General features: G+C 64.0%; 18 protein-coding genes and 1 pseudogene. 8 read left to right on the top strand and 11 right to left on the bottom strand.

The annotated features are described in order from the left end of the window. Nucleotides 1-102 precede the first annotated feature (102 nt). The 3 genes from O7A61_RS10770 (at nucleotide 103) to O7A61_RS10780 (ending at nucleotide 5,412) form a co-directional block, all read left to right on the top strand. The gene (locus tag O7A61_RS10770; RefSeq protein WP_140770768.1) at nucleotides 103-930 is read left to right on the top strand and encodes a MurR/RpiR family transcriptional regulator; all 828 of its coding nucleotides are present in this window, start codon (nucleotides 103-105) and stop codon (nucleotides 928-930) included. Between the two features lie 199 nt (nucleotides 931-1,129). Next, complete coding sequence (locus O7A61_RS10775; protein WP_337129764.1) at nucleotides 1,130-2,284, top strand: efflux RND transporter periplasmic adaptor subunit; 1,155 nt, start codon at nucleotides 1,130-1,132, stop codon at nucleotides 2,282-2,284. Next, nucleotides 2,281-5,412 (top strand): efflux RND transporter permease subunit, encoded by a 3,132-nt coding sequence (locus O7A61_RS10780; protein WP_337129765.1) that lies wholly within the window; start codon nucleotides 2,281-2,283, stop codon nucleotides 5,410-5,412. Before O7A61_RS10775 ends, O7A61_RS10780 begins: the two co-directional genes overlap by 4 nt. A 6-nt stretch (nucleotides 5,413-5,418) precedes the next feature. Here the strand turns inward: O7A61_RS10780 and O7A61_RS10785 are convergent, their stop codons facing one another. The 6 genes from O7A61_RS10785 to O7A61_RS10810 all read right to left on the bottom strand — a co-directional run bounded on the left by O7A61_RS10785 (nucleotide 5,419) and on the right by O7A61_RS10810 (nucleotide 11,304). Further along, nucleotides 5,419-5,829 carry a GtrA family protein gene (locus tag O7A61_RS10785; protein ID WP_337129766.1) on the bottom strand — a complete coding sequence of 137 codons (411 nt, stop codon included), beginning with the start codon at nucleotides 5,827-5,829 and terminating at the stop codon, nucleotides 5,419-5,421. Beyond that, complete coding sequence (locus O7A61_RS10790) at nucleotides 5,826-6,644, bottom strand: ChbG/HpnK family deacetylase (protein ID WP_337129767.1); 819 nt, start codon at nucleotides 6,642-6,644, stop codon at nucleotides 5,826-5,828. Before O7A61_RS10790 ends, O7A61_RS10785 begins: the two co-directional genes overlap by 4 nt. After that, the gene (locus O7A61_RS10795; RefSeq protein ID WP_337129768.1) at nucleotides 6,641-7,624 is read right to left on the bottom strand and encodes a glycosyltransferase family 2 protein; all 984 of its coding nucleotides are present in this window, start codon (nucleotides 7,622-7,624) and stop codon (nucleotides 6,641-6,643) included. Before O7A61_RS10795 ends, O7A61_RS10790 begins: the two co-directional genes overlap by 4 nt. Then, nucleotides 7,617-8,783 (bottom strand): glycosyltransferase family 87 protein, encoded by a 1,167-nt coding sequence (locus tag O7A61_RS10800; RefSeq protein ID WP_337129769.1) that lies wholly within the window; start codon nucleotides 8,781-8,783, stop codon nucleotides 7,617-7,619. Before O7A61_RS10800 ends, O7A61_RS10795 begins: the two co-directional genes overlap by 8 nt. A 184-nt stretch (nucleotides 8,784-8,967) precedes the next feature. After that, nucleotides 8,968-10,005, bottom strand: coding sequence for a zinc-binding dehydrogenase (locus O7A61_RS10805; RefSeq protein ID WP_337129770.1), 1,038 nt, complete (start codon nucleotides 10,003-10,005; stop codon nucleotides 8,968-8,970). Nucleotides 10,006-10,062: 57 nt separating this feature from the next. After that, nucleotides 10,063-11,304 (bottom strand): acyl-CoA dehydrogenase family protein, encoded by a 1,242-nt coding sequence (locus O7A61_RS10810; RefSeq protein ID WP_337129771.1) that lies wholly within the window; start codon nucleotides 11,302-11,304, stop codon nucleotides 10,063-10,065. Between the two features lie 116 nt (nucleotides 11,305-11,420). Here O7A61_RS10810 and O7A61_RS10815 point away from each other — a divergent pair. The 5 genes and pseudogenes from O7A61_RS10815 (at nucleotide 11,421) to O7A61_RS10835 (ending at nucleotide 14,995) form a co-directional block, all read left to right on the top strand. Further along, nucleotides 11,421-12,235: pseudogene (locus O7A61_RS10815) on the top strand (SDR family oxidoreductase). Nucleotides 12,236-12,275: 40 nt separating this feature from the next. Beyond that, the gene (locus tag O7A61_RS10820; protein WP_280940097.1) at nucleotides 12,276-12,761 is read left to right on the top strand and encodes a MaoC family dehydratase; all 486 of its coding nucleotides are present in this window, start codon (nucleotides 12,276-12,278) and stop codon (nucleotides 12,759-12,761) included. Beyond that, nucleotides 12,758-13,792, top strand: a complete 1,035-nt coding sequence (locus O7A61_RS10825; RefSeq protein WP_337129772.1) for a phosphotransferase — start codon at nucleotides 12,758-12,760, stop codon at nucleotides 13,790-13,792. The genes O7A61_RS10820 and O7A61_RS10825 overlap by 4 nt, the downstream gene beginning before the upstream one ends. A 117-nt stretch (nucleotides 13,793-13,909) precedes the next feature. After that, the gene (locus O7A61_RS10830) at nucleotides 13,910-14,554 is read left to right on the top strand and encodes a TetR/AcrR family transcriptional regulator (protein WP_027142975.1); all 645 of its coding nucleotides are present in this window, start codon (nucleotides 13,910-13,912) and stop codon (nucleotides 14,552-14,554) included. A 189-nt stretch (nucleotides 14,555-14,743) separates the two neighbouring features. Further along, nucleotides 14,744-14,995 (top strand): DUF680 domain-containing protein, encoded by a 252-nt coding sequence (locus O7A61_RS10835; protein ID WP_337129773.1) that lies wholly within the window; start codon nucleotides 14,744-14,746, stop codon nucleotides 14,993-14,995. Nucleotides 14,996-15,039: 44 nt separating this feature from the next. Here O7A61_RS10835 and O7A61_RS10840 read toward each other — a convergent pair whose 3' ends face one another. The 5 genes from O7A61_RS10840 to O7A61_RS10860 all read right to left on the bottom strand — a co-directional run. Continuing rightward, nucleotides 15,040-16,089, bottom strand: a complete 1,050-nt coding sequence (locus tag O7A61_RS10840) for a Gfo/Idh/MocA family protein (RefSeq protein ID WP_337129774.1) — start codon at nucleotides 16,087-16,089, stop codon at nucleotides 15,040-15,042. Next, a complete protein-coding gene (locus O7A61_RS10845; protein WP_027142978.1) occupies nucleotides 16,089-16,874 on the bottom strand; it encodes a ThuA domain-containing protein in 786 nt (261 codons plus the stop codon). Before O7A61_RS10845 ends, O7A61_RS10840 begins: the two co-directional genes overlap by 1 nt. Before the next feature lie 76 nt (nucleotides 16,875-16,950). Next, nucleotides 16,951-17,175, bottom strand: coding sequence for a hypothetical protein (locus O7A61_RS10850; RefSeq protein ID WP_337129775.1), 225 nt, complete (start codon nucleotides 17,173-17,175; stop codon nucleotides 16,951-16,953). Between the two features lie 59 nt (nucleotides 17,176-17,234). Further along, nucleotides 17,235-17,816: a sarcosine oxidase subunit gamma gene (locus O7A61_RS10855; protein ID WP_337129776.1), complete on the bottom strand. Its 582-nt coding sequence runs from the start codon at nucleotides 17,814-17,816 to the stop codon at nucleotides 17,235-17,237. After that, a partial coding sequence (locus tag O7A61_RS10860; protein WP_337129777.1) for a glycine cleavage T C-terminal barrel domain-containing protein occupies nucleotides 17,809-19,369 on the bottom strand: 1,561 nt, incomplete at its 5' end. The genes O7A61_RS10860 and O7A61_RS10855, both read right to left, overlap by 8 nt.

The following is a 19,369-nucleotide window of genomic DNA, read 5'->3' on the forward strand; positions in this document are numbered from 1 at the left end:
TATTTTGCCTCATTGCGTCCCTGCGGATGATTTCATACAGTTTGTTTGGCTTTGTCAAATGCGATCTGGGGAAAAGACCGTCGACGGCCAGGGTGGGAGAAGATGATTTCCAACATTGCCGAATTGATCGCCGACCGTATCGGCGCGATGCCCGCCGGCGAACGGCGAGCGGCGCAGACGCTGATCGCGAACTATCCGATGATCGGCCTGAAGACGGTCGCCGAATTCTCATCCGCGGCCGGCGTCTCCTCGCCGACGATCCTGCGTTTTGTCGCCCGGCTCGGCTTCCAGAACTATCCCGAGTTCCAGTCGAGCCTGCAGGACGAACTGGCGGCGCAATTGCAGTCGCCGGCGATACGAACGCTCAATCCGCCCTCGCCCAATGGCGGCACGGTGTCGCCCATGCTGGAAGCGACGCTCGACAACATGCGCGAGACCTTCAGGCATCTGTCCGACAGGCAGCTTGCCGACATTGCCACCAGGCTGGCGGAGCGGCGCGGCAAGACCTTCCTCATCGGCGGCCGCTTCACCGATCCGCTGGCGCGCTACATGGCAGCCCATCTGGCCGTCATCCAGCCCGATGTCTTTCACCTCGCCGGCCAGGAGAGCATGTGGCGCGACAGGCTGATCGACATGGGCAAGCGCGACGTGCTGGTGATCTTCGACATCAGGCGCTACCAGGGCAGCCTCCTCCGCTTCGCCGAAAAAGCGCATCAGCGCGGCGTGCAGATCGTGCTGTTCACCGACCAGTGGCTGTCGCCGATCGCCCGCTTTGCCCGCCACGTCATCGCCGGACGAACCGCAGTGCCTTCCGCATGGGACTCCTCGGCGGCGCTTTTTGTCGTCGCCGAAACGCTGATCGGCGCCGTCACAAGACAACTCGAGGCCGACGGCGCCCGGCGCATCCGCGAGATGGAAGGCCTGCGATAAGCAGATCCCCCGGGGCATCGCATCGGCTCCGCTACAGCGTCCCGAATTCACGTTACCGAGATTTAATGTGCACGATTGCGTGATAATTGCCATAAACCGATGATATCGGGGCGTGGCCGGTTGTTGCCGCCAGCCCGCATCGTCGCTGCATCCGCTTCCACCTGGAACCCAGCGGACGATTGTTGCCGCTGGAGTATCGATGTCGAGCTGGAAACAGATTGTCCTTGCATTTGTGATCGTGGTCGCCGCCGTGGCTGCGTGGGCGCGTTTCTACCCCGGCGCTCCCGAAGTGCTGTCACGCTGGGGGATTGACTGGGCGTATGGCGCGACGCCTCCAGCAAAGGACACCGCAGCGCCTGGCGCCCGGCAGACGGGGCGCCCCCGGATTGCCACGATCGTCGCGTCGCCAGCCAGCATGGCCACGATCAACGACCGCCTGCAGGCGATCGGCACCGGCCGTGCCAACGCCTCGGTGACCGTCAATCCCTATAGTTCCGGCCGCCTTGCCGAACTGCTGGTCGAATCCGGCAGCCATGTCGATAAGGGGCAGATCATCGCCTCGCTCGATTCCGACACGGAGATCATCGCCCAGAACCGGGCCAAGCTCGCTTTGCAGGATGCCCAGTCCAAGCTCGACCGCGTCAAGTCGTTGCGTGCCTCAAACGCCGCGACGCCGGTCGCGGTCGCCGATGCCGAAGTGGTGCTGGCCGGCGCCAAGCTGGCGCTTCAGGATGCCGAGCTTGCGCTGCAGCGCCGCTCGATCCTGGCGCCTATCGCCGGTACCGTTGGCATCCTGCCGATCTCGGCCGGCAACTACGTGACCAACCAGTCGGCGATCGCCACGCTTGACGACCGCTCCTCGATCCTGGTCGATTTCCAGGTGCCCGAGCGCTTCGCCGCCGCTGTCAAGGTCGGCGCGCAACTGACGGCGACGCCGATCGCCAATCCGAGCAACGCCTATACCGGGACGGTGTCGGCGATCGACAACCACATCGACGAAAAGAGCCGCACCCTGCTGGTCAAGGCGAAGATCGCCAACCCGGCCGATTCGCTGCGCGCCGGCATGTCGTTCTCCATCACCATGAAATTCCCCGGCGAGACTTATCCCGCCGTCAGCCCGCTGGCGATCCTGTGGGGATCGGAGGGCGCCTATGTCTGGCAGATCGAGGACGGCAAGGCCAGGCGGTTGCCGGTTCGCATCATCCAGCGCAACACCGAAACCGTATTGATCGACGCGAAGATCGACAGCGGCGACATGGTGGTCACCGAAGGCACCCAAAGTGTCAGCGAAGGCGGCGAGGTTCGCATCGCCGGCCAGGGCCAGCGCGCCGCCAACGCCGCGGAAGGCTCATGACCGGCCCCGCCAACGCCTCCAGCGACACCGGCTTCACCGCGCTGTTCATCCGCAGGCCGGTCATGGCCTTCGTGCTGAACACCCTTATTGCCGTTGCCGGCCTCGCTGCCTTCTACGGTGTCGAGATCCGCGAATTGCCCGACGTCGACCGTGCCGTCGTCACGGTCTCCACCACCTTCGAAGGGGCCGCCGCCGAAACTGTCGACCGCGAATTGACCGACACGATCGAGGGCGCAGTCGCCCGCGTCTCCGGCGTCAAGTCGATCTCGTCTTCCTCCTCCTTCGGCTCGAGCCGTGTCACCATCGAGTTCAACGACGGGGTCGATCTCAACGTCGCCGCCTCGGACGTGCGTGACGCGGTCGGCCGCGTCGCCAACCAGATGCCAGACACGGCCGATCCGCCGCGCATCGTCAAGGCCGACGCCAATTCCGACGCGGTGATGCGGCTGGCGGTGACCTCCGACACCATGTCGATCCAGGACATGACGGTGGTGGTCCAGGACCAGATCGAGGACGAACTGGCCGCCGTGCCCGGTGTCGCCGACGTCCAGGTCTATGGCGACCGCGACAAGATCTTCCGCATCGATGTCGACCAGAACAAGCTGGCCAGCCTTGGCTTCACGGTCGCCGACCTCAGGGCGGCGCTTGCCTCCGTCGCCTTCGATTCCCCGGCCGGGTCGATCACCACGACCAACCAGGACCTGATCGTCCGCACAACGGCCGATGTAACGACGCCTGAGGAATTCGAGAACATCATCATCGGCGGCACGACGCGCATCCGCGATGTCGCGACCGTCACGCTCGGCCCCGATGTCGGCCAGACGACGCTGCGCGCGGACGGCAAGACCGGCATCGGCATCGGCATCATCCGGCAGGCGGAATCGAACACGCTGGACATTTCGACCGGCGTCCAGGCCGCCGTCGCCAAGCTGCAGGAGAACCTGCCCAAGGGCATGTCGATCAAGATCACCAGCGACGACGCTATCTTCGTCGAGGGTGCGGTGCACGAGGTCGAGATCGCGCTTGGCCTGTCGGTCACCATGGTGCTGATCGTGATTTATGTCTTCCTGCTCGACTGGCGCGCCACGCTCATCCCGGGCTTATCGATGCCGGTCGCCATGATCGGCACCATAGCCGCCATCTATTTGGCCGGCTTCTCCGTCAACATTCTGACGCTGCTTGCTTTGGTGCTGGCCACCGGCCTTGTCGTCGATGACGCCATCGTGGTGCTGGAAAACATCGTGCGACGGCGCAACGAAGGCATGGGCCCGCGCGCGGCCGCCGTGCTCGGTGCACAGGAAGTGTTCTTCGCCGTCGTCGCCACGACGCTGACTCTGGTCGCCGTCTTCGTGCCGATCTCGTTCCTGCCGGGCCAGACCGGCGGCCTGTTCCGCGAATTCGGCTTCGTGCTTGCGATGTCGGTGCTTCTGTCCTGCGTGGTGGCGCTGACGCTTTGTCCAATGCTTGCCTCACGCATGCTGACCAGCGCGTCGCTCCATCACGAAGGCGGTCACGGCATTGGCGCACGCATCGGCGGCGTCCTGAATGCCGGCTACAAGCGCGCCCTCCATGCATGTCTCGACGCACCGTGGATCGTGGTTCTGGTCGCGGTGCTGTTTGCCGGCATCGCGTTTGCGCTGTTCGGCTCCATCCGCCAGGAGCTGACGCCAACCGAGGACCGCGCCGCCGTGCTGTTGCGCATCAACGCCCCGCAAGGCGTCAGCCTCGACTATACGACGCAGCAGATGCAGAGAATCGAGCGCCTGATCCAGCCCATGCGCGATTCCGGCGAGATCCGCTCGACCTTCGAAAACGCCGGCCAGAACGGCTCCTACAACTCCGGCTTCATGGTGATGACGCTGGCGCCGTGGGACGAGCGCAGCCGCAGCCAGCAGGAGATCATGGCCGAGATCAGCCAGTTGACCAGGCAGGTGCCCAGCGTGCGCATCTTCCCGGTCCAGCCCAACAGCCTCGGCATCCGCGGCGCCGGCAATGGCCTGCAATTCGCGCTGGTCGGCAACGACCGCAAGGCGCTTGGCGACGCGGCGGTCAAGATCATCGCGGAGATGCAGAAGGATCCGCGGTTCCAGACGCCCCGCCTGTCGATCGACCCAACGCAGCCGCAGCTCGCCGTGGCCATCGACCGCGAGCGCGCTTCCGATCTCGGCATCGATATCACCGGGCTTGCCAACACCATGCAAGCCATGCTCGACGGCAACGACGTCGTCGATGTTTACATCGCCGACCGTAGCTATGGCGTGAAGCTGGTCTCGACCACCAACCCGATCAACGACCCGACCGATCTGGAAAATGTCTTCCTCAAGACGGCGGATGGCCGCTTCGTGCCGATGTCGACCATCGCCACGCTGACCGAGCGCGCCGTGCCGCCGTCGCTCTCGCGCGAACAGCAGCAGCCTTCGGTGGCGATTACCTCGAATCTCTCAGGCAATTTCGCGCTTGGCGATGCGCTGACACGCGCGCAGGAGATCGCCGCGCCGCTTCTGCCGCCCGGCAGCCGCATCCTGCCGCTGGCTGAGGCCGCGACTTTGGGCGAAACCAACAGCGCAATGGTCACCATCTTCGGCTTCGCGCTGGTCATCATCCTCTTGGTGCTGGCCGCCCAGTTCGAGAGTTTCGTCAGCGCCGTCATCATCATGGCGACGGTGCCGCTCGGCCTTGCCTGCGCCATTTTCGCCTTGCTGCTCTCGGGCACCAGCCTCAACGCCTACAGCCAGATCGGCCTGGTGCTTCTGGTCGGCGTCATGGCCAAGAACGGCATCCTGATCGTCGAATTCGCCAACCAGCTGCGTGATCGGGGCCTCGGCGTGCGCGAAGCGATCGAGCAGGCTTCCACCATTCGCCTGCGGCCGGTGATGATGACGATGATCTGCACAATTCTCGGCGGTGTGCCGCTTGTGCTGGCCGCCGGCGCGGGCGCCGAGGCGCGCGTGGCGCTCGGCTGGGTCATCGTCGGCGGGCTTGGCCTGGCGACCGTCTCGACGCTGTTCCTGACACCGGTCGCCTATCTCCTGCTTGGCCGCTTCGTCACCCCGAAGACCCACGAGGAAGCACGGCTGAAGCGCGAACTCGAGGAAGCCGTCTACACCAATGTGGAACCGGCGCAATAGAGATAGCTATTTCAGCAGCCGGCCTTCGATCGACCAGCGGGCGGCAAGGAAGTTCAACACAGCCGCTACGATGACGCCGCCGATCTTTGCCGGCCACACACCGGTGACACCGGCGAAGAGTGCGATCGACAGGCTGGAAACGCCGAGCGAAATCAACGCCCCAGCCGTGACGAACCGCAGGAAGGCGTCATGCAGCCGGATGGCGTGATTGCGCTCGAACGACCAGAAGCCATTCGCCACGAAAGAGAAGATCACGGCGATCGACCACGAGACGACATTGGCGGACAACGGCGGGACATGCAGCTTGAGCAGCAGGGAAAAGCCGGCAAGATCGATGGCCGTGTTCGCCAGTCCGACAAGCGCAAAACGGACGATCTTGCTGCCGGTCGAACGCTGGGGCTGTTTGCCGCCGCTCATCCCATGCCGTCCATGATCTCGACACCGGCGCGGGCCAGGCGCGCGCCGAACGCATCCGAGGCCAGAACCCCAAGTTCCACTTCGCGCACGCTTTGCATCGGGTCGCGCGCGCACAGTGTTTCGTCGACATGGCCAGGGTGGCACATGAACAGTCCATGGTCCGGCAGCGCTTCGACCGCAGCCTCCAGCAATGGGGCAAATTTTTCGGGTTGCCGCCAGTCATAAATGCCGGCGAGCGGCTTCCAAACGGCAAAGCCGGCGCGCCGCATCGATCGGTTGAAGCCGGCGGCCACGGCAGCGATTGCCGCGATCTTCGGTGCGACGGCGGCATCACCCAGCGCGGGAGCGCCGCGCAACACCGGCCTGTCGGCAGCTTCGCGAAAATGCGCCCGCAGCCATCCGCGCACGACGGGCAGGAAATGCACGTGCTGATGTCCGTCGATGAAGTCGGGCTTGCGGCCCAGCGCCTCGACGAAACGACTGTACTGCGCGCCGAGTTCGGCATGGACGTCACGCTCATCGATCCGGCCGCGCAAGACCGGCAGGGCCAGCGAACGAAGCGGCGGCAGCCGGCCCTCAGGCGCCAGGCTCGATTTGCCCGTGACGGCTGGCTGGTCCGTAAGGGTCAGGTGCAGTCCGATCGCCGCGTGGTCGCACAGTGGCCTTATACGCGCCGCCGCCGCAGCCCATTCCGGAAAACCGGTCATGCAGCTGGTGCCGGTCAGGCGTCGCCGGTCGAGCAGGTCGAGAATCCCGGCGCAAACCCCTGGTGCCAGGCCGTAGTCATCGGCGATCAGGCGAATGCGCCGTGTCATCCGCGGGACGCGCCCGGGGCGCCGTCCGAAACGTCGCTGCGTACGACATCGCGCACGATATACACCGGACGGTCCTTGCTCTCCGACAGCGTGACCCAGACATATTCGCCGATCAGGCCAAGGAGGGTGAGGTTGAGGCCACCGAGCAGGACGACGGCGACCATCAGGCTGGGATAGCCAGGCACTGCAATGCCGTAGAACATCACTTCGAAGAACACCTTGGCGCCGTAAACGACGCCCGCCAGCGCCGCCAGCATGCCGCTCAAGCTGATGATGCGCAGTGGGATGACGGAAAACGACGTAAAGCCTTCCAGCGAAAAGGCGATCAGGTTGAGCCGGCTGCATTTCGATGTGCCGATGGCACGGTTTTCCGGCGAATAGGGTATGGCTTTCTGGCGGAAGCCGGCCCAGGCGAACAGGCCCTTGTTGAAGCGCCGCTTGTCGCGCAGGCTTGTCAGCGCGCGCGCCACGGTACCGCGCATGACACGAAAGTCTCCCGCGTTCTCGGGGATATCGAAACGCTGGCTGCTGTTGATCAGGCTATAGAACAGCTTCGCCAGCTGGCTGCGTCGCCAACTGGCCTCGCGCCGGTCGTTCTGGGCGTAGACGACGTCGATATCGGGGTGTTCCACCAACTCGGCAATCATCTGCAGGCTGACATCCATGGAATGCTGAAGGTCGGAGTCCATGATCAGCACCATGTCGCCGCGCGAATGGTCGAGACCGGCGAGCACCGCGACCTCCTTGCCGAAATTGCGGCTGAGTCGCACGACCTCCCAGGAACCCGACAGCGCCAGCGAAAACCGCTCGGCGCCATCGTCGCGACTGCCATCGTCGATCAGGATCTTATGGACGGCCATGCCGAAACGGCTTGATACCGCTTCCTCGAGCCTCTCGAGCAGCCCGGCAAAGGCCGACGCCGACTGCGCCTCGTTGAAGAAGGGCGCTACGATATCGAGTTTCTGCCGCGACTCAGCCATGTGCAACGGGTCCGACATTCACCGCCTTGTCGCGCGCCTTGGCCCAGAACCACCAGATCAGCGAACAGGCGATGAAGGTGACCGCGAGCGGCCTGAACCAAGGGTAGAAGAAATTATGCATGTGGCGCTCGACGCTGGTCAAACCTGTGAGGAACAATACCGTCGACAGCACCGAAGCCAAGACGCCACCACGCTCCTCCCGCCACAGTGTGGCGATAGCGAGACCGGCAGGCACGGCGATCATGGCATAGGTATTTGGCTCGACGCGCGGATTGAAGACGCACATGTAGAAGGCGGCCGTCAGGAAGATCGCCAGTCCGGCCATCCCGGGCTGGAGCTTGCGGTCGAACCAGAGGACGATCGATAGCGTAAGCAGTGCCACGACGACGCGCACGATCGTGGCGGCGAATTCAGGCATGGGCACTCCTGCCGAGGTGAAAGGCGCCGTGAAGTCGGTGGGGACAAAGTGGCCGGACTGGTCGACGGCCATCGAGGTCAGCATGCGGGCGAAATCACCGTACTGCGCGTTGAGATAGCCGGCAGGTGCGAAGGCATACGGTATGGCGAGCACGAACAGCACCGCCAGCACGAGCATGGGTATCAGCCGCAGGCGCAGGGCTCCCACCAGCAAAAGCATGATGATCGCGGTCGGTTTGGCAATGATGGCGACCGAAGCCCAGAAGAAGGTCTCGGCGCGCCGCCCTTCGAGCGCCGACAGGGTCAGGAGCCAGCAGGCGCCGGTCAAGAGAATCGTCGCCTGGCCGTTGCGGATCGCACCCAGCGCCATCGGCAGGGCAAGGAAGAGCCCGAAGGAAAGCAGCCACGGCAATTCCCCGCCGCCGATTTTGCGCACTTGCCGCATCGCCGCGAAGGTGAGCGCCGCGAAGCCCACCGCATGCCACACCACGCCGCCCAGATACGGTCCAAGCTTCAGCACCGGAATGTAGAGTGCGGCAAAGGCCGGCGCGTAGAGATAGCCCATCTCCGACTGGAGATTGTACAGCGGCTGGCCGCTGAGGAATGCCTCGCTGCCATATCCGTAGGCCTGCATCACCGTGCGCGTGTGGGGCGACCATAGCACCAGGCCGAGAACGACCAGGAACGCCCCGACCCACATGCCCAGCCCCAAACGGTCGAAAACCGGCTTGGAAATCGTCATCAACACACCCCGCACGCCATCGCGGAAGACGCCCCAGCCTGGCGTCGTCCCGGCATTCGATGGCGGCGGCATATCACGGACAAAGCGACCAGGCATAGGGGCACAATGGCGCAAGCTACGATCCGGCCGGTCCGATAGCGCCGGACACGTGATTGTGTCGAGCGTCGAGAGCAAGGTCACCGCTTCAAGGCCGGATGAAGACCTTGCCGTTGGGCTTGGCCAGTTCCGCCGGCACGCGTGCCATTGCCTCGGCCAGCGGAATGACCGCCGTCACGTCGGTCGACCAGCGTCCATCGGAAAAACGCTTCTGCGCCTCGAGGATCGCCGGACCACGCCGATCCCTGGATTGCCGCATCCATTCGCTCAGCCAGAAGCCCTCTATGTGCTTGTGCTGGAAGATCAGTTGGCCGGGTTCGCGGATGACCGTGGCCTCGGGATCGAGCCGGCCATAGATGATCCAGCGCGCCCGTTTCGGCATCGCATTGAAGATGGCTGAAGCCAGCGGGCCCGTGACAGCATCGAGGAAGATGCGCGGCTGTTCGGCCTTCATCACCTCGCGCAGCGTGGCCTCGAAATCCGGCGCCTTATCGTTGAGGACATGCGCCGCGCCAAGCTCTTTAAGCATGGCGATCTGCTCGTCGCGGCGCACGGTGACAACAGGCCGGAACCCTTCCTCGCTGGCAAGGCCGATGATCAGCTTGCAGAGCTGGCTGGCGCCGGCGGTCATGACGAAGGCCTTCTCGCCTTCCTGTTTGACGATGTCGAACATGGCGATCGCGGTCAGCGGGTTGACGATAATCGCGGCGCCGTCCTCGTCGCGCACCATATCGAGCAGCGGAATGCAGGCCGCCGCCTCGGCGACGGCATATTCGGCCCACGAGCCCCAATTGCTGAGACCGGTGGCGAAAGCGACACGCTTGCCGACGAGGCTTTTGGGATAGGCCTCCTCGCCGCCCGCGACGACCGTGCCGACGCCCTCGAAGCCGGCCGGCTGACCCTTGGCGCGCGGCTGGCCATACTGGCCCTTGATGAAGGCGACATCCGATGGATTGATCGAAGCCAGGCTGACCTTGATCAGCGCCTGGCTCGGTCCGGGCGCAGGCACGGCGATGCTGCCCGGCTCGAGATAGGGCTCCATCGCCTCGAGCGCACTGCCGCTCGGCGTCCTGGTATAGCCGTTACCGACCAAGAGCAGCGCCTTCATTTCGGAGGGGATGGTCATCACTGACACTCCTTGGTTGCCGCGGGAAAACCCGTATGTGGCCAGCCGAACTGCCGCTCAGAGCTTCTCCTGCGTGTATTTCTTCAACTCCGTACGCGCCACCTGGCGGCGATGGACTGCGTCTGGCCCGTCGGCGAGGCGCAGCGTCCTCAGATGCGTCCACGAGCGCGCCAGTGGCGTATCCTGGCTGATGCCCTGGGCGCCGAACATCTGCACCGCCTCGTCGGTGACCTTGAGCGCCACGCGTGGCGCGACGACCTTGATCTGGCTGATCCAGGGAGCGGCGGCCCGCGCGTCACCCTGGTCGATCATCCATGCCGCCTTGAGGCAGAGCAGGCGGGCCATCTCGATCTCCATGCGGCATTCGGCGATGATGTCGAAATTGGCGCCAAGCTTCGCCAGCTTCTGGCCGAAGGCCTCGCGGCGCACGGAACGCTGGCACAGCATCGCCAGCGCCATCTCGGCCTGGCCGATGGCGCGCATGCAGTGATGGATGCGGCCGGGGCCGAGCCGGCCTTGCGCGATCTCGAAGCCCCTGCCCTCGCCCAGGATCAGGTTCGAGGCCGGTACCCGGACATTGTCGAAGCAAAGATGCATATGGCCATGCGGCGCGTCATCGTCGCCATAGACCTGCATGGCGCGAACCTTGGTCACGCCCTTTGTGGCCGAGGGTACCAGGATCATCGAATGGCGGCGATGCTGCGGCTCGTCATCGCCGCCGGTCCGCACCATGACGATGTAGATGGCGCAGCGCGGATCGCCAGCGCCCGACGCCCACCATTTCTCGCCGTTGAGCACATAGTCGCCGCCCTGCCGCCCGCAGCGCATGGAAATGTTGGTGGCGTCGGAGGAAGCGACATCCGGCTCCGTCATCAGATAGGCCGAGCGGATTTTTCCGTCCAGCAACGGCTCGAGCCATTCCCGTTTGTGCTCGGCCGAGCCGTAGCGTTCCAGAACCTCCATATTGCCGGTGTCCGGTGCCGAGCAGTTGAATGTTTCGGCGCCGAGATGTGCCTTGCCCATCTCCTCGGCCAGATAGGCGTATTCGACAGTGGACAGGCCGTATCCACGTTCCGAGCCGGTCAACCAGAAGTTCCACAGGCCGCGCTCCCGTGCGGTCTTCTTCAGCCCTTCGAGGATCTCGCTCTGGCGTTTGCTGTAGACCCAGCGGTCGCCGGCCTTGCCGACTTCGCCCAGGAACTCCTTGTCGAGCGGCATGATCTCGTCGCGCACCATGGCCGCGACGCGTGCGTGGATCGGCTTCAGCCGCTCGGTCATGCCGAGATTCATCTGCGTCATCGGTCGCTAACCCTTCATGCAGGCCGGGCATTTTATCCGTGGCAAGGATGACCGTACTTCGGATAGCCTTGTCAACGCGAACTGTTTTGCCCGCGGGCGAAGGCGCGGAGATTTGGATGAGCTATCTGGATGAGCTGTTTTCGGTTGCCGGCAAGACCGCGCTGGTGACGGGAGCGGCGACCGGCATCGGCCGCATGGCGGCAACCGCGCTGGTCAAGGCCGGCGCTAGCGTCATGATCGCCTCGCGTAAGGGCGAGGACTGCATCAAGGTCGCCAGCGAGTTGAACGGACTTGGCGCCCCGGGCCGGGCGGAAGGCTTTGGCGCCGACGTTTCGAGCGAGGCTGGCATTGCCGCCCTGGTCGGTGAGGTCAAGGCACGGACCGAAAGACTGCATATTCTGGTCAACAATGCCGGCGTGTCCTGGGGCGCGCCGCTGGAGAGCTTTCCCTATCACGCCTGGGCCAAGGTGTTCGGCGTCAATGTCACCGCGGTCTTCCATCTGACACGCGAATTGCTGCCGCTGCTTGATGCTGCCGCAAGCGAAGCCGATCCGGCCCGGGTGATCAATCTGGGATCGGTGATGGGCACGCAGCCGCTGGCCGACGATGCCTATCCTACACCGCCTCCAAGGCCGCCGTGCATCATCTGACACGCACGCTGGCGTTCGAATTCGCTGGCCGCCGCATCACCGTCAACGCCTTCGCACCAGGCCCATTCCAGAGCCGCATGACCGCATTCGCCACCGGCACGGACGAACAGGCCAGGCATGTCGGCGTCCATGTCCCGATCGGCCGCATCGGCACGCCGGATGACATTGCCGGCGCAACGCTCTATTTGTGCAGCCGTGCAGGCAGCTATGTCACCGGCGCCATCCTGCCGATCGACGGCGGGCAGTCGGTGCAGCATGGGTTGACCTTATTCAAGGAATGACATTTTCCGGCCGCAGAAGCCGGGAGTGAAACAGGAGGACATGAGCGTGGAACCGATCAGTCTCGATGTGCTTCTGGCCAGTGTCGGCAAGGAGGTCGGCGTTTCGCCCTGGCGCGTGGTCACGCAACGCATGATCGACCAGTTCGCCGACGCCACCGACGATCACCAGTTCATCCACTGCGATCCGGAGCGGGCCAAGCGCGAAACGCCGTTCGGTGGCACCATCGCGCACGGCTTCCTGTCGCTGTCGCTGTTGTCGGCGATGACGTTCGAGACCATGCCGCCGCTGGAAAACGGCAAGATGGGTGTCAACCATGGCTTCGATTCGCTGCGCTTCCTGGCGCCGGTGAAGACCGGCGCGCGCATCCGCACCCGTTTCGTGCTGGCCGACGTCAAGGTCAGGCCATCGGGCTGGGTGCAGACGGCGCATGACGTGACCATCGAGATTGAAGGTTCCAAAAAGCCGGCGCTGACCGCCCGCTGGCTGACGCTGACCTTACTTGAACGTCAGCCCGAGACGGTATGAGCGACCCGAACGCGCTCGACCAGGCGGCGCTTGCGCCTTACCTCGAGGCGCACATCCCGGGCTTTTCCGGGCTCGCGGCAATCGAAAAATTCAAATCCGGCCAATCCAATCCGACCTATCTCCTGACAGCGGCAAGCGGCCGTTACGTGCTGCGCGCCAAGCCGCCAGGCCAACTCTTGAAATCGGCGCACCAGGTCGACCGCGAATTCCGGGTGATGGAGGCGCTTTCGGGCACCGCCGTGCCGGTGCCCAAAATGCTGCATCTGTCGGCAGAGGGCTCGCCGATCGGCCGTATGTTCTACGTCATGGATTTCCTCGATGGCCGCATCTTCTGGGATCCGGCGCTGCCTGTGGTGCGCGGCAACGATGAGCGCGCCGCGGTCTACGATGCCATGAACGCCACACTTGCTGCCCTGCACGATGTCGATGTCGAGGCCGTGGGTCTCAGCGATTTCGGCCGCCCCGGCAATTACTTCGAGCGGCAGCTGGCACGCTGGACCAGCCAGTACCGTGCCTCCGAAACCGGCACCATTGCCGACATGGATCAGCTGATTGCCTGGCTGGAGATGGATATGCCGGCCGATGATATCAGGGCCTCGCTGGTGCATGGCGACTATCGGCTGGACAATCTGATCTTCGCGCCGGACCAGCCGAGGGTACTGGCGGTGCTCGACTGGGAATTGTCGACATCAGGCCACCCCTTCGCCGACATCGCCTATCAATGCATGCAATGGCGCCTGCCGCATGCATCCGGCTTTCGCGGCCTGGGCGGCATCGATCGCTCGGCACTCGGCCTGCCTTCCGAGGAAGACTATGTCGCCGCCTATTGCCGACGACGTGGGCTGACCGGCATCGGCAATTGGACATTCTTCCTCGCCTTCTCCTTCTTCCGCCTGGCTGCAATCTGCCAAGGTGTCTACAAGCGGGCGCTCGACGGCAACGCTTCCAACCCGGAGAAGGCCAGAACCTATGGCGAGGCGGTGAAATTGCTCTCGCACCTCGCCGCTCAACTGATCAACAAGCAGACCTAAGGGGGACGTCAAAGGTCGCTTCCGACGCCTGCCGCTTGGGAACCCACGGCGCCCTTGTTCGTTTCCGTACAGCGTATATAATTTAGCCAAGGCACCAACCAGACAAGGGCAACGGACTTGCCGCTGAGCGTCCAGAAACGCCGCGAGAAACAAAAGGCCGAACTGCGCTCGGAGCTTGTCGCGGCCGCACACAAGCTCGTCCAGGAAGAAGGCTATGAAGGCCTGACCATCCGCAAGCTGGCCAAGCGGGTCGGCTATGCGCCGATGTCGGTCTATTCCTACTTCGCCGACAAGCAGGACATCCTCTTCGCGCTGGCCGAGGACGCATTTGAAACGCTCGCCCGGCGCATCGAGGAGCACCCGTCCGACGATCCGATCGAGGCCTTGCAGGCGGTGATGACCGAATATGCGGCCTTCGGGCTCGGCAATCCCAATGAATACCGCACTGTCTTCATGACCGAAAAGACCAAGCTGCCGGAAGGCAGGAGCTACGAGGACATGGAGGAAGGCAACCCGGCGATGAAGGTGCTGATCAGCAGGGTCGAGGCCTGCGTCGCCGCCGGCAAATTGCGTGGCGATCCGCGCGCCATCGCCACCATGCTGTGGGCGGTCGGCCATGGCACGATCTCGCTGCTGATCACATTCCCCTTCTATCCCTTCGGCGACGCGCAGGCTTTCGTGAAGCGGATGTGCGATTTCACCCTTGCCACGCTCAGCACGCAAGATGTGCCGCCGTTGACCGAAACACCGGTCAACTGCTGAGCGCGACCTCTTCGTTTTTCCAGATTTCCTCACCGCCTCTCCCAGCCAGAATGGGGCGAATTTCTTGGTTAACAAAAAGTCTACCGTACGTGTACAATTTCTCTTGAACTTCGCGATCGACGGACGTATTTGTACAGAGTAACGTACATGTACGGAACAAATTCACCCCGTCGAACACGAAGACTGACCATGAAAAAGACACTCCTCACCCTCGCCGCCGTCCTGGCGCTTTCGGGTTCGGCCTTTGCCGCCAACAACATCACCCACGCGGTCAAGCATTCGACTGCAGCGACCTGCGTCGACACCAAGACCAATGTGAAGCTCGATTGCGCTTCGACCGGATCGGTCGACAAGAAGGCTTCCACGGAAGCCACAACCGACGGCAAGGGTCCCAGGCTCGGGATCACGGTGAACCCTTGGATCATGCCGAGCGCCTACTGAGATTTTCCGAAAGTCTGGCCGGCTCAGCCGGCCAGATGGTGATTTCAGGCAATCGAGACCGGCAGCTTGGTCGCTGAACTTTCGAAGGCCGCGTCGATCAGCTTCTGCATGTCGGCGGCGCGCCGGAACGACGGATCGCCGTTCCGTCCCGTGTCCAGCGCATCGGCGAAGCGCCGGGCATTGTGCTTGACGTCAGGCGGCGTCAGCATCCGCCAACGGTGCTGATCGACGTCGTCAGCCAGGCAGGCCGACAGCCGCGAAACCTTGCCGTCGGTCTCGACCTTGATCGCGCCCTTGGTGCCGTGCAGGGCCAGCGACAAATCATTGCCATGGCCCGTCGTGTAGCGGCTGGCCATGATCGTGGCCAGCGCGCCTGAGCTGAGCCGCGCCGTTATCGCCAAGCTGTCATTGACGTCGAGCACATAGTCACCGATGCGGTCGCCCTCCGCCTTCGGAAACGTCACCAGATCGGCATGCAGCGAGACGATATCCTGGGCCGCGCCATAGGTCGCGAAGTCGAGGATATGGATGCCGACATCGCCCAGAACACCCGTCGAACCGTGCCGGCTCGACAGGCGCCACAGCCATTTGTCGTCGACCCGCCAGTCACCCCAGAACTTGCTGACCAGCCAGCTTTGCCGGTAGTCCGCCTCGACATGGCGCAGCTCGCCGATCTCGCCGGCCTCCACCATGCGCCGCGCCTCGTGGATCACCGGCGTGTTACGATAGGTCAGGTTGACCATGTTGACGAGCCCGGCCGCCTCGGCGGCTTCGCTCATCGCAAGCGCATCGGCATGGTTCGGCGCCAGTGGCTTCTCGCAGAACACATGTTTCCCGGCGGCCAGCAGGGCGAGCGTCGTCGCCTTGTGGACCTGGTCCGGCGTCGCGTTGATGGCGGCATCGAACTCGCCCCAAGCGATCGCAGCTTCGAGGCTTTCGAAGAAATTGCCTATTTTGTTGGCGGCGGCGAACGCCGCCGCGCGGCCCGGCAGATGATCGACGCAAGCGACGATGGTACAGCTCGGAACCTGACCGAACTCCTCGATATGATGTGCCGCGATCCAGCCGGTGCCGAGCAAAAGCAGGCGATGCATCAGCTCAGCCCCCTCTCACCGTCGGCATGCAGACGCAGGCCTTTCTGGACGATCTTCTCCTTGGCCTTGTCCGTCGGCACATTCGGCGCGTTGGTGATGCCGGACCATGCCGGGGCGGGGTTGTGCGCCCAGTGCACGGCGTTGCGCAGCACCTGCTGCACGCCTTCATTGTGATAGATCGGATAGGTCTCGTGGCCCGGTGAGAAATAGAAGATTTTTCCCGCTCCCCGCTGATAGGTCAGGCCGGAGCGGAATACCTCGCCGCCCTCGTACCAGGAGATAAACACCGTCTCCAGCGGCTCCGGCACCGCGAACGGCTCGCCATACATTTCCGTCTCGCCGATCTCGAGGCATTCGCCGATGCCTTGCGCGATCGGGTGGCCGCGATTGATCGCCCAGACACGCTCGCGCTCGCCCGCCTCGCGCCATTTCAGCGAACAGGGCGTGCCCATCAGCCGCTTGAAAATCTTCGAGTAGTGGCCAGAATGAAGCACGATCAGCCCCATGCCTTCCCAGACCCGCTTCTGGACGCGCTCGACGATCTCGTCCTTGACCTCGCCATGGGCGGCATGGCCCCACCATAGAAGCACGTCGGTGGCCGCCAGGCGCGTGTCGCTCAGGCCGTGCTCGGGTTCCTGCAAGGTGGCGGTGGTCGCTTCGATGCGCTTGTCCTGGTTGAGCGCGGCGGCGATGGTACCGTGCATGCCCAAGGGATAGAGGTCGCGCACGGCGGCATTGGTCTGTTCATGGACGTTCTCGCCCCAGACAACGGCTTTAACAGGCATTTTTCCTCTCCAAAGCGCTTTGAGTACCGCATCCGATGAGGTCTTGGAAAGATGTCGTCGATCAAAATTTGTGAAATCAGGGCTTGCGGGCCTTGCGGCCAGGGACTGTCTTGGCCTTGCCAGGCTTGGCCGGTGCGCCGGGAATGGACGACCCCGTAATCGACACGGGATCGCTGGCTGGAAATGTGTCCTCGAGGCCTTCCTCGAGTTCGTCTTCGGCGTCGGCCTCGTGATGCCGCTCATGTTCGAGCGAACGGACCGCCGCGGTTTTCGGCGATTTCGGCGCGGACTTCGACGGCATCGGCAGTTCTCCCTCGATTTGTCGCCGCACAATGGACGCGGGCGGCAAACGTTCCGGGGTCAGCCGGCGGCGTCGCGGGCTCCCTCGGACAGGAAAGTAAAGACATAGTCCGAGAAAGAACGCCAGCACTCGACCCTGAAGGCCTCGTGGGCCGTGCGCAACAACACGATCTCGGCCTTGCCCAAAATGGTGCGCGAAGCGGCGCCCACCGGGAAGGCTTCGAGCGACAGATCCTGCGGGCAGCCCGAATTGATCGCGGCTTCCGCCGCCGGGCCGGTGACGGAAATCGCGATGTTGCGATGCGAGATGCCGACCGACGAGTGCAAGGTTGAAACCTTCGCGCAATCGGCGAGCGGGTCCTTGCCGGCATCGTCGATGACAAGCCACTCGTCCGGCCCAAGCCACAGCGCCGTACGGCCGCTCTTCGACGCTGAGGTTTTCGGCTGCTTCGGCAGGATCACACCGAGCGCCTTCGACAGAGCGGCGACCGTAGCTTCCGGCGCGCGCAGCGAAATGCGCAGGGCCGGCGGCAGCACTTCGAGCTTGACACCCGTTGCGGAGACGGTGCGCCCGGCCAATGCCGGACGCCGCTCCGCCGAGGGCGAAGCCGTCGCGGCCGTCTTTGCAGCAGCTTTAGCCATTGAGGCGCCCTCCCGTCTCGTCGAAGAACACCATGCCGGCAACCTCCACTTCAATCACCCCGTCCGGCATCGGCACGTAGAGCGTATCGCCCATCCGGTCACGCCCGCCGGCGACCAGCGCCAGGGCGATGGAACGGCCGCAATTCTGCGACCAGTAGCTCGAGGTGACGTGGCCGATCATCTTCATCGGGATTGCCTGCTTCGGGTCCTCGACGATCTGCGCGCCTTCTTCCAGCACCACCTTGGGGTCCTTGGTCTTCAAGCCGACCAGTTGCTTGCGGCCCTTGGCGACCAGGTCCGGCCGCGCCATGCCCCTGATACCGACGAAGTCGGCCTTCTTCTTGCCGACCGCCCAGTCGAGGCCGGCATCGTTTGGCGTCACCGTGCCGTCCGTATCCTGGCCGACGATGATGTAGCCCTTCTCGGCGCGCAGCACGTGCATCGCCTCGGTGCCGTAAGCGGTGGCGCCATGCTTCTGGCCCTCGGCCCACAATGCTTCCCAGACGGCCTGGCCATAGTCGGCCGGGACATTGACTTCGAAACCGCGCTCGCCGGTGAACGACATGCGGAACAGCCGTGTCGGCACGCCACAGATCTTGCCTTCGCGCACCGACATATGCGGCAGCGCTTCATCGGACATGTCGATGCCTTCGACCAGCGGGGCGATGATGTCGCGGGATTTCGGACCCTGCACGGCAATGACCGCCCACTGCTCGGTGATCGAGGTCAGCCAGACATTGAGATGCGGGAACTCGGTCTGGAGGTAATCCTCCATGTGGTTCATGACGCGCGGCGCGCCGCCCGTCGTCGTCGTGACATGGAAGCGGTCCGGCGCCAGCCTGCCCACGACACCGTCATCATAGATGAAGCCATCCTCGCGCAGCATGATGCCATAGCGGCAGCGGCCTGGCTCCAGCTTCTCCCAGGGGTTGGTGTAGAGCAGCTCCATGAACTTGGCCGCATCCGGCCCGACGACTTCGATCTTGCCCAGCGTCGAGGCGTCGAAAAGGCCGGCCTGATTGCGGACCCCAACGCACTCGCGGTCGACCGCCGCATGCATGTCCTCGCCGGCTTGCGGGAAATACCAGGCGCGCTTCCACTGGCCGACATCCTCGAACACCGCGCCTTGCGCCTCGGCCCACGGATGGATCGCGGTTCTGCGTGTCGGGTCGAACAGCGGCCCACGCGCATGGCTGACGATCGCGCCGAAGGTGACAGGCGTGTAGGGCGCGCGGAACGTGGTCAGGCCGACCTCCGGGATCGGCTTGCCCAGCGTTTCGGCGGCAATCGCCAGGCCGTGCATGTTGGAGGTCTTGCCCTGGTCGGTCGCCATGCCGTTGGTGGTGAAGCGCTTGACATGCTCGATCGAGCGCATGCCTTCATGCACCGCCTGGCGGATGTCCTTGGCGGTCACGTCGTTCTGGAAATCGACGAAGGCTTTAACCGTCGTGTCCGGTCCGGCGCCGGGCGCCGCACCCAGCATGCCGCGCGACCAGCTCTCCGAGGCGTCCACCTTCGGTTTGGTCCCCTTGGCGGCTTTCGCGCCGGCATCC

It is taken from the genome of Mesorhizobium sp. Cs1321R2N1 (assembly GCF_037179725.1).
In the GTDB taxonomy this organism is placed as follows: domain Bacteria; phylum Pseudomonadota; class Alphaproteobacteria; order Rhizobiales; family Rhizobiaceae; genus Mesorhizobium; species Mesorhizobium salmacidum.